This window comes from Paraburkholderia strydomiana, assembly GCF_031456815.1.
Lineage (GTDB): Bacteria > Pseudomonadota > Gammaproteobacteria > Burkholderiales > Burkholderiaceae > Paraburkholderia > Paraburkholderia caledonica.
In genome coordinates this window covers 178,715-193,994 of the sequence record NZ_JAVDVL010000002.1, presented here as the reverse complement: position 1 = coordinate 193,994, position 15,280 = coordinate 178,715, and the positions used below count along the sequence as shown (strand labels likewise).

Sequence of the window (15,280 nt, the reverse complement as noted above, 5' to 3'; positions counted from 1 at the left end):
AAAGATGTATTCATTACGAATTGCTTCGGCGCGGCGATTTGCTGTGGGGCGAATGTCATTTGAACGTCATATCCATGAAATACGCTCGCGGACTTCATATCGCACATTCACATCATTCACATGCGACTCGGTCTGACGGGGATCCGGAAAACAGTAGCGCCCGACGTGGCGTTGTCGCGCGCGAGGCCGGCGGTCAACCGCGGAGGTCACGCGATAGCGTTTTCGTTCGTGGTTGCGGGAATGGCGGTGAGCATGAGTCTCGCTGGCTGCGACGCGGGCGCGCCGGCCGCTGCCGCGGATGCGGGTGCGAGTGCCGCTCATGCTTCGGTGGATTCCGCTGCGGCCGTCGTGCGGGTCGCGGCGCATGAGGTGACGCCACCAACGCCGGCCGGCGGCCAATCGCGCGCACAAGTCTACGAATCCGTGCGGCAGATGACCGCGGTCGGCAAGCAGCTGTTCTTCGATCCGTCGCTATCCGGTTCGGGCAAGCTGGCGTGCGCGTCGTGCCACAGTCCGGACCACGCGTTCTCGCCGGCCAACTCGCTGTCCGTGCAACTGGGCGGCGGCGACATGCGCCGCACCGGCATGCGCGCAGCGCCGACGCTCAAATATCTGCAATCGGTGCCGGCGTTCGCCGAGCACTATCACGAGTCCGACGACGAAGGCGACGAAAGCGTCGATGCCGGTCCAACCGGCGGCCTCACGTGGGACGGCCGGGTGGATCGCGGCAGCGACCAGGCGCGCATTCCGTTGTTGTCGTCGTTCGAAATGGGCAGCTCGCCGGCCAAGGTCACCGCCGCGATCAAGGCCGCGCCGTATGCAGGCGCCTTCCGCGCCGCGTTCGGCGAACATATTTTCGATAGCGACGACGCGACCTTCAAAGCCGTGCTGCAGGCGCTCGAAACCTTCGAGCAAACGCCCGAAGTGTTCTACCCGTACACCAGCAAATACGACGCTTATCTGGCGGGAAAAACGCAGCTCACAAAAGCCGAGCTGCACGGTTTGCAACTTTTCAACGACGAAAAGAAGGGCAACTGCGCGAGCTGTCACATCAGCCAGCGGACGCTGGACGGCGCGCCGCCGCAGTTCAGCGACTTCGGGCTGATTGCGATCGGTGTGCCGCGCAATCGCGCGCTGCCCGTGAACCGCGATCCGCGCTTCTACGATCTTGGCGCATGCGGCCCGGAGCGCACCGACCTGCAGGGACGCGCGGAGTTCTGCGGCATCTTTCGCACGCCGACGCTGCGCAACGTCGCGTTGAAGAAGAGTTTCTTCCACAACGGTATCTATCATTCGCTCGAACAGGTTCTGCACTTTTATGCCGAACGCGACACGAACCCGGAGAAGTTCTATCCGGTGTCGAAGGGGAAGGTCCAGAAGTTCGACGATCTGCCGCAGCGCTACTGGGCGAACCTGAATACGGAGCCGCCGTTCGACCGCAAGCCGGGCGACAAACCTGCGCTGAACGACGCAGAGATCAAGGACATGGTGGCGTTTCTGAATACGCTCACCGATGGCTACAAGGCGGGGAACTGACGAACAAGCATCGGGAGCGGCGCGCCGCCACCGGATGGGCGGCGGGCACGAGGTGATCCGGCGCTTCAGATAGACGCGCCGGCGACGATGCAGAAACAGGCGGCGAGCAGCAGCGCAAAAGAGACGAGCATGCATGCGATGCCGGCGCGCGTTACAAGGTTCGGCCAGCGGGGACGGCGCAGTCCGTCGATCCGGATGATGGGCCGCGCGAGACCGGGATCGCGTCGGAGAGCGACCGGCACGAGCGCCACGCAAAGCAGCGCGAGTGCGACGGCAAAGGTTTCCAGTGCAACGGTGAATTCCATGATTGGGCGTTTGAAGGGAGCAGCGCGAAAGCGCAATACGGCCAATCTTAGGAAAGCGTGACGCACGGTGATATGGGAGCCATCCTAAAAATGAGAGCGCCTAAATCAGAGTGATTAGGTAAGAGCGGCTAAATGAGAGCCGCTAAATGAGAGCGGCTGCCGGTCGCGAGCTGCAGGCGCACATCGCGCATTTTTTGGGCGGGCGATTGATGCGTGGAAGGGGAACGGGTCGCCTCGGCGCAGCGCGCCCAAGCTGTCGCGACGGACATGCTATGCTTTTGGGGTCCAGATCAAGAGCGGCCATCAGTGCGCTCGAGACCGCCCAAAAACGCAGCAAAACGTATCTGAGGAGCCCCTTCATGTCGATGCGAACTCGTGCACTCCGTCAACTGACCGCCGCCGGTCTCCTGCTTGGAGCGGCCATCGGCGCGCAAGCGGCGAATCTCGGTTTCCTCAACGACACGCCGATCAGCTATATGAAAGAGCGCGACGTCGAGTCGATCAAGCAGGCGGTCTTCGCCGCGCTCGATCAGAAGCACGACGGCGAAAGCATCACATGGGTCAATGAAGGCACGCGCAACAGCGTGAAGATCGACGCGACCATTACGATCGCGAGCACGTCGAAGGAAGGCGAGCGCACGTGTCGCGACCTCGGTGTCGTGCTCAATGCAAAAGGGCAGTCCATGAACCTGCGCCCGCAGTTCTGCAAGCAGGGCGGCGGCAAGTGGCAGTTGCAGAAGAAGAACTAGGCATGCATCCAGTCGTTGGAATGCCGGCGGGTCGTTCGCGAGCCCGCACGGATGCCGTGAGTCGAACGGGGTCGGAGCGTCGATGAGCCCGCGGATCGTCTCGTGCGGCATCGTGCTACTCGATCCTGAAGGCCGCGTGCTGCTCGCGCATGCCACCGAGACATCGCACTGGGACATTCCGAAAGGTCATGGCGAGGAAGGCGAGGCCCCGCACGTCACCGCGCTGCGCGAGATGGTCGAAGAGACAGGAGTCGCAATCGAGCCGGAGCGTCTGAAGGATTTGGGCCTCTTTGTCTACCGGCGCGACAAGGATCTGCATCTGTTCGCAGCGCGCGCCACCGTCGATGAACTCGACCTGAGTTCCTACACATGCACGTCGCTGTTTCCGCGCCGCTCGGACGGTAAGCTGATTCCCGAGATGGATGCGTATCGCTGGACCGCGCCCGACGAAGTGGAAAAGTACGCGAGCCGCAGCCTCGCGCGGCTCTTTCAAACCACGCTTTCACTGACGGAATTGCATCGGTCGTTATAGCGGTGCGGCAGCGCTTCTGCTGACGATTCCCGACGCGAGAAGGCACGCACAAAGAAAAAGGCGTGCATCCGATGAAACAGATGCACGCCCTGGTCGATCACTGGTGCGCGGCTAACGCCCTCTGAAGCGGCGACGCTGCCGTTAGCCGTTGTCTTCGCCGCTTACGCCGGCTTGCCCCAACTGTCGCGCAAACTCACGATCCGGTTGAACACGGGCTTGCCCGGCTGCGAGTCCACGCGGTCCGCGACGAAGTAACCGTGACGCTCGAACTGATAGCGCTGTTCGGGCAACGTGCCGTGCGCGCCAGGTTCGAGGTAGGCGTTGACCACGCGCTTCGAGTCGGGATTCAGCGCTTCGAGGAAATCGCGGCCGCCTGCGTCCGGTTGCGGTTCCTTGAAGAGGCGGTCGTAAATGCGCACTTCGGCCGGGCACGCGGCTGCCGCGCTGACCCAGTGAATGTTGCCCTTGACCTTGTAGTTGTTCGCGCCTTCGGTGCCCGAGCGGCTGTCCGGGAAGTAGTTGCAATGCACCGCGACGATGTTGCCGTTCTCGTCCTTCTCCGCACCCGTGCATTCGATCACGTAGCCGTAGCGCAGACGCACCTTGTTGCCCGGGAAGAGGCGGAAATAGCCCTTCGGCGGCGTTTCGGTGAAGTCGTCGCGCTCGATCCACAGCTCGCGCGAAATCGGAAACTCGCGCATGCCCTGTTCCGGATGATGCGGATGCACCGGCGCACTGCACGGCTCGGTGAGTCCCTCAGGGAAGTTGTCGATGATCAGTTTCAGCGGGTCGAGCACGGCGGCGATGCGCGGCGCCTTTTCGTCGAGATCGTCGCGCAGCGCGCCTTCGAACACGCTCATGTCGATCCAGGAATCGACCTTCGTTACGCCGATACGCTCGCAGAACAACTGGATCGACTCAGGCGTGAACCCGCGACGCCGCACGCCGACGATGGTCGGCATGCGCGGATCGTCCCAGCCATCCACGTGGCCTTCGTTCACGAGTTGCAGCAGCTTGCGCTTGCTGGTGATCGCGTACGTCAGGTTCAGACGCGAGAATTCGATTTGCTGAGGCAGCGGGCGCGTGAAAATACCCGCTTCGGCCAGCTCGTTCAGAATCCAGTCGTACAGCGGACGGTGGTCTTCGAATTCGAGCGTGCACAGCGAATGCGTGATGTTTTCCAGTGCGTCCGAAATGCAATGCGTGTAGTCGTACATCGGATACACGCACCACTTGTCGCCCGTGCGGTAGTGATGCGCGAAGCGGATCCGGTAAAGCACCGGATCGCGCATGTTGAAGTTCGGCGACGACATGTCGATCTTCGCGCGCAGCACGTGCTCGCCTTCCTTGAACTCGCCCGCCTTCATGCGGCGGAACAGGTCCAGATTTTCCTCCACCGAACGCTCGCGGAAGGGCGAGGGCGTGCCGACCTCGGTAGCCGAGCCGCGGTTCGCGCGCATTTCCTCGGCGGACTGGCTGTCGACATACGCCTTGCCGCGCTGAATGAGCAACTCGGCGAATTCGTACAGCTTGTCGTAGTAGTCGCTCGCGTAGTAGAGATGTTCCTTGCCGTCTTTCTGCCACTCGAAGCCGAGCCAGCGCACGGCGTCGATGATCGAATCGACGTATTCGACGCTTTCCTTTTCCGGATTGGTGTCGTCAAAGCGCAGATGGCATACGCCGCCATAGCTGCGCGCCACGCCGAAGTTCAGGCAGATACTCTTGGCGTGACCGATGTGCAGATAGCCGTTCGGCTCGGGCGGAAAGCGCGTTTCGACGCGCTGGCCCCACTTGCCGGTACGGTTGTCGTCGTCAATGATGTTGCGGATGAAATTGGATGCCGCTGGCGCGTCGTTGCGTTCGGTATTCATGCGAGATGGTGAAAGTCTGTCGGGGGCGCGCAATACGCCCACTTATCCGACAATTCTACCTGACGAGGCACGATGCGGCAGGCGAGTGCGGCGCGCAGCCGACGTTCGAGCGGCTTTCATGGCGCGCCGCGCCGCGAGTTATGCGAGGACCTGCGCGGCAGTTCGGGCGCAGTTCGATGCGCAGACCGGCTGTAACAGGAGGTAAATCGTTTTGTTCAGCGCCTGACAGCGACTTAGCATGCCGGTCGGCGCGGGTCTGCGCGGGCGCAAGAAACGCGCGTTGCCCGTCAGGCCGCCTCAGCGCCCGCCGATCATTCAAGAACGGTGCCGCATGCGCCGTGGCGGCGCATCCGCCTCGCGCTGCGCTCACGCAAGCCGCACGTTCCGTCTCGCCTTGCTCGGACTTTTTCTGTTCGTGCAACATGGCGCCCTTAGTTGCCGGAGTTCCTCGGATGCCAATCTTGACGCACGACGCGCCTCGCGCGCCCTTTGCCTTTACTTCGTTCGCGCGACTGATCGCGGCCGCCACGTTATCGGCCACGTTCGCTGCGTGCATCGTCGCGCCCGCCGCGGTGTTCGCCAAAACGCCGCAGCCTAAAGCCGTGTTCGATGCATCCGCGGTGGCCGCGCCGGATCGCTACAGCGCCGACGCCGCGCAGCAAATCTTCGCCGCAGGCGGCAACGCGGTGGACGCCGCCGTGGCCATCGCGTTCACGCTGGCCGTCACGCGGCCGGATGCGGGGAACCTCGGCGGCGGTGGGTTCATGACGCTGTTCGTCGACGGCAAGCCGTATTTTCTCGACTACCGCGAGCGCGCGCCGCAGCAGGCGACGCGCGACATGTATCTCGACGACAAAGGCAACGTCGCGCCGGGCATGAGCTCCATCGGCCATCGCGCGGTCGCTGTGCCGGGCAGCGTCGACGGTATGTGGCAGGCTCAGCAGCGTTTTGGAAAGCTGAAGTGGAAGCAGGTACTCGCGCCCGCCATCCGCTACGCCACTGAAGGCTTTCAGGTCGATCCCCGGCTCCAGCAGCAGCGTGACGCGGCGGCGAAGAATTTCGCCGGCAGGACGAACTTCGACGCCTATTTCTCGGGCATGAAAGCCGGCGCCACTTATCGGCAGCCGGAACTGGCGCAAACGCTCTCACGGATTGCGAGCGACGGCGGCCGTGAGTTCTACGAAGGGCGCACCGCCGATCTGCTCGCGCAGCAGATGTACGGGCATGGTTTCGTCACGAAGGGTGACCTGCTGCAATACAAGGCCGTGTGGCGTCAGCCGCTCACTGCAAACTGGAACGGCTATCAGGTATTGACGGCGCCGCCGCCGAGTTCGGGCGGCGTGGGGCTGATCCAGATGCTGAAAATGAAGGCCGATCTGAAGCCGGCTTTCGACGGGCTCGAATTGAACTCCGCGCCGTATATCCATCTGGTCGCGCAGATCGAAGACCGCGTGTTCGCCGATCGCCAGCAGTACCTGGGCGACCCGGATTCGTACAAGCTGCCGGTCGATAAACTGCTCGACGACGCCTACCTTAGCCAGCGCGCCTCCGAAGTCAGTGCGGACGAAGCGCCAGGCGCGACGCCGGTCAAACCCGGCCTGGGCGACGCGGTACCCGAAAAAGCGCAGACCACGCATTTCTCTGTCGTGGACAAGTGGGGCAACGCGGTGTCGAACACCACGACGCTCGACGGCGAATTCGGCTCGGGCGTGGTGGTCGACGGCGCGGGTTTCCTGCTCAATGACGCGATGGACGACTTCGTGACGAAGGCCGGCGCCGCGGGCCAGTCTGGCTCGACCAGTGGGATGGCTGCGACGGGTGCCACGGCTGCCGCCGGTGCGGAACTCAACACGGTGGCGGCGGGCCGCCGCCCGCTTTCGTCGATGACGCCGACCATCCTGCTGAAGGACAACAAGGTGTCGCTCGTGATCGGGACGCCCGGCGGATCGCGCATTCTCACGTCGATCTTCCAGGTCATGACCGATCTCTACGACTTCAATATGCCGCCCGGCGACGCACTCGGCGCGATGCGCTTTCATCATCAGTTACTGCCGCCCAAGACGATTTACTTCGAGCCCTATCATCCCATTACGGGCGAACTCGCCACCGCGCTGCAGGACCTGGGCTACACGCTGGAAGGGCAGTCGTTCAACGGCGACGTGCAGATGATCCGCATCGACGGCACGACGCCCGAGCCGGCCGCCGATCCACGTGGCATGGGAACAGGACGTGTGATACGTTGAGCGCTCGACGCGTTGCAGCTGGCCACCGCTGATAGCGGTCGGCCGCGATTGCGCGCTAAAACAAAATCTACGGGGAACACAATGAACGCACGACAGCCGGGCGTACTCGTATTGCCGGGTTACCAGAACTCCGGCGCAGGGCATTGGCAGACGCGCTGGGAGGCTCTTGATCCCGCATTCGCGAGGGTGCAGATGCCTGACTGGAATTATCCCGTGCGCGATGCGTGGTGCCGCGCGCTCGACTCAGCGGTGGCAGCCGCTGATGGTCCGGTCGTCTTCGCGGCCCACAGCCTCGGTTGCCTGACGGCCGCGTTCTGGGCCACGCAGTACGCGAGCGTCGCCCAGCTCGGCAAAGTTGCGGGCGCGTTGCTGATCGCCATTCCCGATCCCGCTGGAGCGAACTTCCCGCAGGACGCGAGCGGATTCGCGCCGGTGCCGACTGAGCGTTTGCCGTTTGCGAGCATCGTGGTCGCGAGTAGCGACGATCCATACGGCGGCGTGCCGTTCTCGCAAGCCTGCGCAAACGCGTGGGGCAGCCGCTGGATCGACGTGGGTCCCCGCGGACATATCAATGCCGACAGCGGGCTCGGCGATTGGGAGGAGGCGCGCGGCTGGCTCGCTGCGCTGCGCGCTTCCGCTTGAGCGCGGGACGAGAGGCAGCCCGCGCGGAAGCGGGCATTTCTCAAATCACGGATTGCCCGCGTAACGCCGCGATCCGTTCGTCGCCGTAACCGAGCACGTCGCGCAGAACGCTTTCGGTATGCTCTCCGAGCGTGGGCGGATGCGTGAGCGCTTGTGGCGGCGTGCCCGTCATATTGATCGGATTGCGCACCAGCTTGACGGTGCCGCCCGACGGATGCGGCAGATCGACCTGCATGCCGCGCGCCACCACCTGCTCGTTTTCGAACACTTCGGCGAGATCGTTGATCGGACCGCACGGCACGCCGGCTGCCTCGAGCGCCGCGATCCAGTCCTGCTTGCCCTTCAAGCGGACCATTTCTGCGAGGATCGGCACGAGCACCTCGCGATGCCGCACGCGCGCGGGATTGGTCGCGAAACGCTCGTCTTCGGCAAGTTCCGGGCGTTGGCCCACCTCGACGAACTTGCGGAACTGGCCGTCGTTGCCGACCGCGACGATGATCCAGCCGTCGCTCGTCTGGAACGTCTGATACGGCACGATGTTCGGATGCGCGTTGCCCCAGCGGACTGGCGGCTGACCGCTCGCGAGGTAGTTCGAATTCATGTTGGCGAGCATGGCGACCTGCACGTCGAGCAATGCCATGTCGATATATTGGCCTTCCCCGGTGCGGTCGCGGTGCGTGAGAGCCGTGAGCACGGCGATGGTCGAATACATGCCGGTCATGAGATCGGCAATCGCCACCCCGGCCTTTTGCGGGCCGCCGCCCGGCTGGCCGTCGCGCTCGCCGGTGATACTCATGAATCCGCCGATCCCCTGTACGATGAAGTCGTAGCCCGCGCGCTGCGCATACGGTCCCGTCTGCCCGAATCCGGTTACGGAGCAGTAGATCAGATCCGGCTTCACTTCTTTCAGCGACGCGTAATCGAGGCCGTATTTCTTCAGTTGCCCGACCTTGTAGTTCTCCAGCACCACGTCGCTTTGCGCGGCCAGTTCGCGAATGATCCGCTGACCTTCCGGCGACGCGATGTCGATGGTCACCGAGCGCTTGTTGCGGTTCGCGGCGAGATAGTAGGCCGCCTCGCGCGTGTCCGTGCCCTCGGGCGTCTTGAGGTACGGAGGGCCCCAGTGCCGCGTGTCGTCACCCACGTCGGGGCGTTCGATCTTGATCACGTCTGCGCCGAAATCGGCAAGCGTCTGCGCGCACCAGGGGCCGGCGAGCACGCGGGTGAGATCCAGCACGCGGATATGACTGAGAGCGCCCATGTTTGTCGATGTCTCCTATGTAAGCGGCCGGCGCGCAAGGCACCGTGTATGTGGGCAATCTTAAGCGATTCGCGGGCGCCGGCGCAGTCGGCCAAACGTCATAAGACGAATGACGCGCAATTCTCGCAAGCGCTGCAAGAGCCACGCAAGGACCCATGCGCGGCTTGGCGCGTCCTGTGTCTCACACTACCCGGTGCGACCTGGCCGAACGGCTAACCACGCGGCAGCGCGCCGCGCAAGGCCGCCGATCCCGTATAATCAGTCGTTTAAGAAACAAACAGTTGGCGCATCTTCCGATGCCGCCGGTAAAAGTCTGGAAACAGTCAGGACCGTCCCCCGCACGCTATGAAAGCCGCCGAAATCCGCGAGAAATTCCTCAAGTTCTTCGAATCGAAGGGCCATACGATCGTTCGCTCGTCGAGCCTTGTGCCCGGCAACGACCCGACGCTGCTCTTCACCAATTCGGGAATGGTGCAGTTCAAAGATGTGTTCCTCGGCGCAGAGTCGCGTCCGTATTCGCGCGCCACTACCGCGCAGCGCAGCGTGCGCGCGGGCGGCAAGCACAACGATCTGGAAAACGTCGGCTATACCGCGCGCCACCATACGTTCTTCGAAATGCTGGGCAACTTCTCGTTCGGCGACTATTTCAAGCGTGACGCAATCCACTACGCGTGGGAACTGCTGACGGGCGTGTACCAGCTGCCGAAAGACAAGCTGTGGGTCACCGTCTATCACGAAGACGACGAAGCGCACGACATCTGGGCGAAAGAAGTCGGCGTGCCGGTAGAGCGCATCATCCGCATTGGCGACAACAAGGGCGCGCGTTACGCGTCGGACAACTTCTGGCAAATGGCAGACACTGGCCCGTGCGGCCCGTGCTCGGAAATTTTCTACGACCACGGCCCGGACGTGTGGGGCGGCCCGCCGGGATCGCCGGAAGAAGACGGCGACCGCTACATCGAGATCTGGAATCTCGTGTTCATGCAATTCAATCGCGACGCGCAAGGCAACATGACGCCGTTGCCCAAGCAGTGCGTCGACACAGGCATGGGTCTCGAGCGTATCGCCGCGGTGTTGCAGCACGTGCACAGCAACTATGAGATCGACCTGTTCCAGGCGCTCATTCAGGCTGCCGCGCGCGAAACCGGCGTGAGCGATCTCACGAACAACTCGCTGAAAGTGATCGCCGATCATATTCGCGCGTGCTCGTTCCTCATCGTCGACGGCGTGATTCCCGGCAATGAAGGTCGCGGCTACGTGCTGCGCCGTATCGTGCGTCGCGCCATCCGTCATGGCTACAAGCTCGGCAAGAAGGGCTCGTTCTTCCATCGCATGGTGGCCGATCTCGTCGCGCAAATGGGCGGCGCGTATCCAGAACTGAAGGACGCACAACAGCGCGTGACCGACGTGCTGCGTCAGGAAGAAGAACGCTTCTTCGAGACGATCGAGCACGGCATGTCGATTCTCGAAAACGCGCTGGCCGACCTCGAAAAGAAGGGCGGCAAGACACTCGACGGCGAACTTGCGTTCAAGCTGCACGATACGTATGGCTTCCCGCTTGATCTGACCGCCGACGTATGTCGTGAGCGCGAAGTGACGGTAGACGAAGCAGCGTTCGACGAAGCCATGGCGCGTCAGCGCGAACAGGCTCGCGCAGCGGGCAAGTTCAAGATGGCGCAAGGGCTCGAATATTCGGGCGCGAAAACCACGTTCCACGGCTACGAAGAAATAATCTTCGACGACGCGAAGGTTGCCGCGCTTTATGTCGATGGTGCTTCGGTGCAGGAAGTCACACACGGGCAGCAGGCCGTTGTCGTGCTGGACCACACGCCGTTCTACGCAGAGTCGGGCGGCCAGGTTGGAGATCAGGGCCTGCTCGCCAACGCAAGCGTGCGCTTTGCGGTATCCGACACGCTGAAAGTGCAGGCCGACGTGGTCGGTCATCACGGTACCCTCGAACAGGGCACGCTGAAGGTGGGCGACGTCGTCAAGGCTGAAATCGACGCGGTGCGCCGCGCCCGCACGGCCCGCAACCACTCGGCCACGCACCTTATGCACAAGGCGTTGCGCGAAGTGCTCGGCTCGCACGTGCAGCAGAAAGGCTCGCTCGTCGATCCGGACAAGACGCGTTTCGACTTCGCACACAACGCGCCAATGACAGACGAGCAGATCCGCCGCGTCGAAGAAATCGTCAACGCCGAAGTGCTGGCGAACGCACCGGGCATCGTGCGCGTCATGCCGTTCGACGAAGCGGTGAAAGGCGGCGCCATGGCGCTGTTCGGCGAGAAATACGGCGACGAAGTGCGCGTGCTCGACCTGGGCTTCTCCCGCGAGTTGTGCGGCGGCACGCACGTTCAACGCACCGGCGACATCGGTCTCTTCAAGATCGTGATGGAAGGCGGTGTGGCGGCAGGGATCCGTCGCGTGGAAGCAATCACGGGCGACAACGCCGTGCGCTTCGTGCAGGATCTCGACGCGCGCATCAATGCCGCGGCGGCCGTGCTGAAAGCTCAACCGTCCGAACTGACGCAGCGCATCACCCAGGTGCAGGATCAGGTGAAGCAGCTTGAGAAGGAACTGAGCGCGCTCAAGTCGAAGATGGCGTCGAGCCAGGGCGACGAACTCGCCGGTCAGGCGATCGAAGTGTCCGGCGTGCAGGTTCTGGCCGCCACGCTCGAAGGCGCAGATGTGAAGACGCTGCGCGAAACGGTGGACAAGCTCAAGGACAAGCTGAAGAGCGCGGCGATCGTGCTGGCTTCCGTCGAAGGCGGCAAGGTCAGCCTGATCGCCGGGGTCACCGCGGACGCGAGCAAGAAGGTCAAGGCGGGCGAGCTCGTCAACTTCGTCGCGCAGCAGGTGGGCGGTAAGGGCGGCGGCCGGCCGGATATGGCGCAGGCTGGCGGGACCGAGCCGGCAAATCTGCCCGCAGCGCTTGCTGGTGTGAAGGGGTGGGTCGAAGCGCAGCTTTGATCGGGTTTCGATCCGGCTGTTATGCGCTGGATCGAGCCGAACCTCGTTGAAAAGATCTGAAGTGGGTCACGCGGTGCGCCGGATTGTCGGCGTGGCGGGTGACCCAATTTTTTTGCTGCGTCGGCGTTCGGTTAGCGTCTCGGGCTTACCGTTGGGGAGCGAGATACGGCGGCGTGACGCGTCTACCGGCCAATTTCAGATACTCGCCGTGTGTCCAGCGTTGTAGCGAAAATCAGGCGACGCCAGCGCTCACGCCAGCGCGAACGCCTGGATCAGCATCTGAACCTCCACCCGCAACCACCTCCGCCGTCACAACCCCGGCGCCCTCCTGCGCGACCAGAGTCTGCTTAAGCGCGTTGAGGGCCGACGAAAAATGCCCACGTCGCCAAACGAGCAATGTCTCGATCACACCGATGTCGGGCAAGTCATGCACGGCGATGTTGCTCGCGTCCGCTTGCAGTCCCAGCACCGAGCGGGGCGCAACCGCCACCCCGGCGCCCGCGGCCACGCAAGCCACGATCGCATGATACGAGCCGAGTTCCAGCACCCGCGCCGGCCTCACGCCGTGCTCCAGATACCATTTCTCGATGTAAGCCCGGTAGGCGCAGCCGCGCTCGAACGCAACGAGCGTCGATAGCGCGATGTCGCGCACTCCGCGAATGGGCCGATGGCCGCGCGGCGTCAGCATCACCAGTTCCTCTCTGAACACCGGCACAGTCTCGAACAAGTCGCCAAGCGCCGCCGGGTCCAGTGGTGTTGCCACGAGAGCGGCGTCCACTTCGAATTCGCGCACCCGTTCGATCAGCTTGCCGGTCGTACCGGTTTCGAGTTCAAGTGCGACGTCGGGCCATTGCTGGTGATAGCGGGCGAGCAACCCCGGAAGACGTGTTGCCGCGACACTTTCCATTGTGCCCAGACGCAGCCGCCCGCTCGGACGGTCGGCGCGCACCGCGTGGCGTGCTTCGTCGGCAAGAGCGAGCAGCCGTTCGGCGTACGGCAGCAGCGTCTCGCCGGCGGGCGTCAGCACGAGGCGTCGCCCGTCGCGGATAAAAAGATCCGCCCCGAGCTGCTCTTCAAGCTGTTTGATGCGCGTGGTGACATTCGATTGCACGCGATTGAGCTTCGCGGCGGCGCGGGTTACGCCGTTTTCGCGCACGACTGCCCGAAAAATCGTCAAGGCTGCCAAGTCCACGATTCTCTCCTCGCGATGGATGATATCCAAATTATTCATTTTCCATGATTGAATCGTCAAGCTAATATGGATACAGCTTCGGCTCAGGCGCCGCCCGCATGCTGAGCGGCGCTGGGGCCGGCCGCGCGGCAGCTCAGGTGAGTTGGCGCGCGGCTTCCTGCATGTCGCGTGCGTTTCCTTCAACGGCCATCCATGAACGATTCTGCTTCCCAAGCCCAATTCATGTCCGCGGAACCCCATGCCGCCAGGCGCGCAGCGCTCGCCTGTATGGTGACGCTGGCCGTCGCGCTCGGAGTCGGGCGGTTTGCGTTCACGCCGCTATTGCCGCTGATGCTGCACGGCGGCGGCGTGTTCGGTCAGCCGCCGATCGACATCCAGCACGGCGGCTGGCTGGCGTCGTTCAATTACGCGGGCTATTTCGTCGGCGCTTTGACCTGCGCGGCGTTGCGCGTCGAGCCCGCCCGGATGGTGCGCTCGGGGCTGGTACTGACCGTTCTGTTGACACTGGCAATGGGCGTCACGAGTCAGTTCTGGGTGTGGGCTGCGGTGCGGTTCATCGCCGGAGCGGTGAGCGCCTGGACTTTCGTGTTCGCGTCGCAATGGGGTCTGCGGCGGCTCGCGGAACTCGGTCAGCCTGCATGGAGCGGCGTGATTTACACGGGGCCGGGCGTGGGCATCGTCGGAACCGGCTTGCTGGTCAGCGCGGCGGGCGGTTATGGCGCGACGGTGGGTTGGATCGGCTTTGGCTTGATCTCGGCGGTTCTCACGGTGGTGGTCTGGTCCGCGTTCGGCGGGTCGGCCGCTTCCGGTTCGGGTGCTGAGAATGCGCATCGCCGCTCTGCGCCTTTAGTCAATGAAAGGGCGATGGGCGAAAGGCCGACTAGCGGCTCGTTCACTGGAACGGTAGCGGGCGCCGGTCAACGCACCGGCCAAGAACACACATCGAGTTTTGGTCCGGCGACGCGCGGCTCAACGGCGCCGGAGGGTCTGGCTGCCGCGAACTCCGGCGTAACTACGGCAAAGAGTTTTACCACCGCCGCGCCTGACGCCATCGAAGCAAACGTCTCCGCCGCTGCAACCGCCGCTGCAACCGCCGCTGCAACCGCACATGCAACAGTAGCGCCCAGTCCTGCCCCGGCTACGCCCAACGCCGCCGCGCGAAGCGACTATGGCCCCGCAACCCGCCCGACCGTGGGCGACGAGCGTCGCAACCATCCCGCGGACGCCTTCTGGCTCGTCGTCCTTTACGGTGTGCCTGGCTTCGGCTACATCATTACCGCGACGTTTCTGCCGGTTATCGCCCGCCATGCGCTGCCCGGCTCGCCGTGGCCCGATCTGTTCTGGCCGATGTTCGGCGCTGCGTTGATCGTCGGTGCATTGCTGGCCGCGCGGCTGCCGCTGCACCTGGACAATCGCGTGTTGCTGGCGGGCAGTTACGTGTTGCAAGCCTGCGGTATCGCGCTCGGCATTGTCTGGCCGACCGCGGGCGGCTTCTCACTCGGAAGCATTCTGATCGGCGTGCCCTTTACTGCAATTACCTTGTTCGCGATGCGCGAGGCACGGCGTCTGCGCGGCGACGACGCGGCCGGCCTCATGGGCTATGCGACTGCCGCCTACGGCCTCGGCCAGATCATCGGACCGCTCGTCGCCGCGCCGATCGCCGCGCATACCGGTTCGTTTTCGCCCGCTTTGTGGCTGGCGGCCGGCGTGTTGTTGCTGGGGGCGGGCGGTCTTGTAGCCGTCGCCAGAATTCCTCGCGGGCGAGGGCGCATGCCGGAGTGCGGCTGCGGTTAAAGCCGAGGTTGGACACCTGCGGTAAGTTCGCCGACCGCCGCGCAGCCCGGTGATGAGATAGCGGGCCGTCGCGTCCTCCGGTTGCATACTTGTCCTTGGACACCGGCGGCGGATAACTTGGTAAATCTGCCGACGGTCGCGCAGACCGGTGACCGGACAACGCGCTGCCCGCGTGCTCCGATTGA

Annotated in this window: 11 protein-coding genes; 7 read left to right on the top strand and 4 right to left on the bottom strand. The window is 63.6% G+C overall.

The genetic code is table 11. The annotated features are described in order from the left end of the window. Positions 1-240: 240 nt before the first annotated feature. A complete protein-coding gene (locus J2W46_RS06420) occupies positions 241-1,536 on the top strand; it encodes a cytochrome-c peroxidase (protein WP_310353067.1) in 1,296 nt (431 codons plus the stop codon). 65 nt (positions 1,537-1,601) lie between these two features. On the opposite strand, the gene J2W46_RS06415 is transcribed toward J2W46_RS06420, so the two are convergent. Next, a complete protein-coding gene (locus tag J2W46_RS06415; RefSeq protein ID WP_310352277.1) occupies positions 1,602-1,841 on the bottom strand; it encodes a hypothetical protein in 240 nt (79 codons plus the stop codon). Between the two features lie 359 nt (positions 1,842-2,200). Here J2W46_RS06415 and J2W46_RS06410 point away from each other — a divergent pair, with 359 nt between their 5' ends. Further along, entirely contained in the window at positions 2,201-2,590 is a 390-nt protein-coding gene (locus tag J2W46_RS06410; protein WP_087754213.1) for an RT0821/Lpp0805 family surface protein, read from the top strand. Positions 2,591-2,672: 82 nt separating this feature from the next. Further along, positions 2,673-3,122, top strand: a complete 450-nt coding sequence (locus J2W46_RS06405) for an NUDIX domain-containing protein (protein ID WP_131319818.1) — start codon at positions 2,673-2,675, stop codon at positions 3,120-3,122. A gap of 161 nt (positions 3,123-3,283) precedes the next feature. Here J2W46_RS06405 and J2W46_RS06400 read toward each other — a convergent pair whose 3' ends face one another. Continuing rightward, positions 3,284-4,993, bottom strand: a complete 1,710-nt coding sequence (locus J2W46_RS06400; RefSeq protein ID WP_020069464.1) for a glutamine--tRNA ligase/YqeY domain fusion protein — start codon at positions 4,991-4,993, stop codon at positions 3,284-3,286. 452 nt (positions 4,994-5,445) lie between these two features. Here J2W46_RS06400 and ggt point away from each other — a divergent pair, with 452 nt between their 5' ends. Both ggt and J2W46_RS06390 read left to right on the top strand, forming a co-directional pair. Next, on the top strand, positions 5,446-7,236 hold the full coding sequence (ggt, locus tag J2W46_RS06395) for a gamma-glutamyltransferase (protein ID WP_310352274.1): 1,791 nt from the start codon (positions 5,446-5,448) through the stop codon (positions 7,234-7,236). A gap of 81 nt (positions 7,237-7,317) precedes the next feature. Beyond that, a complete protein-coding gene (locus J2W46_RS06390; RefSeq protein ID WP_310352272.1) occupies positions 7,318-7,878 on the top strand; it encodes an RBBP9/YdeN family alpha/beta hydrolase in 561 nt (186 codons plus the stop codon). Between the two features lie 40 nt (positions 7,879-7,918). Here the strand turns inward: J2W46_RS06390 and J2W46_RS06385 are convergent, their stop codons facing one another. Next, positions 7,919-9,139 (bottom strand): CaiB/BaiF CoA transferase family protein, encoded by a 1,221-nt coding sequence (locus J2W46_RS06385; protein ID WP_087754209.1) that lies wholly within the window; start codon positions 9,137-9,139, stop codon positions 7,919-7,921. Positions 9,140-9,484: 345 nt separating this feature from the next. Here J2W46_RS06385 and alaS point away from each other — a divergent pair, with 345 nt between their 5' ends. Further along, positions 9,485-12,109, top strand: a complete 2,625-nt coding sequence (gene alaS / locus J2W46_RS06380; RefSeq protein WP_310352262.1) for an alanine--tRNA ligase — start codon at positions 9,485-9,487, stop codon at positions 12,107-12,109. A gap of 232 nt (positions 12,110-12,341) precedes the next feature. On the opposite strand, the gene J2W46_RS06375 is transcribed toward alaS, so the two are convergent. Next, positions 12,342-13,301, bottom strand: a complete 960-nt coding sequence (locus J2W46_RS06375; RefSeq protein WP_310353064.1) for a LysR family transcriptional regulator — start codon at positions 13,299-13,301, stop codon at positions 12,342-12,344. A gap of 192 nt (positions 13,302-13,493) precedes the next feature. On the opposite strand from J2W46_RS06375, the gene J2W46_RS06370 reads away from it, so the two are divergent. Then, on the top strand, positions 13,494-15,095 hold the full coding sequence (locus J2W46_RS06370; protein ID WP_310352260.1) for a YbfB/YjiJ family MFS transporter: 1,602 nt from the start codon (positions 13,494-13,496) through the stop codon (positions 15,093-15,095). The last annotated feature ends 185 nt before the right edge of the window (positions 15,096-15,280 follow it).

Coding starts and splice junctions, on each gene's coding strand:
- J2W46_RS06420 (WP_310353067.1), top strand. CDS start 241: ATGGCGGTGAGCATGAGTCTCGCTGGCTGCGACGCGGGCGCGCCGGCC.
- J2W46_RS06415 (WP_310352277.1), bottom strand. CDS start 1,841: ATGGAATTCACCGTTGCACTGGAAACCTTTGCCGTCGCACTCGCGCTG.
- J2W46_RS06410 (WP_087754213.1), top strand. CDS start 2,201: ATGTCGATGCGAACTCGTGCACTCCGTCAACTGACCGCCGCCGGTCTC.
- J2W46_RS06405 (WP_131319818.1), top strand. CDS start 2,673: ATGAGCCCGCGGATCGTCTCGTGCGGCATCGTGCTACTCGATCCTGAA.
- J2W46_RS06400 (WP_020069464.1), bottom strand. CDS start 4,993: ATGAATACCGAACGCAACGACGCGCCAGCGGCATCCAATTTCATCCGC.
- ggt (WP_310352274.1), top strand. CDS start 5,446: ATGCCAATCTTGACGCACGACGCGCCTCGCGCGCCCTTTGCCTTTACT.
- J2W46_RS06390 (WP_310352272.1), top strand. CDS start 7,318: ATGAACGCACGACAGCCGGGCGTACTCGTATTGCCGGGTTACCAGAAC.
- J2W46_RS06385 (WP_087754209.1), bottom strand. CDS start 9,139: ATGGGCGCTCTCAGTCATATCCGCGTGCTGGATCTCACCCGCGTGCTC.
- alaS (WP_310352262.1), top strand. CDS start 9,485: ATGAAAGCCGCCGAAATCCGCGAGAAATTCCTCAAGTTCTTCGAATCG.
- J2W46_RS06370 (WP_310352260.1), top strand. CDS start 13,494: ATGAACGATTCTGCTTCCCAAGCCCAATTCATGTCCGCGGAACCCCAT.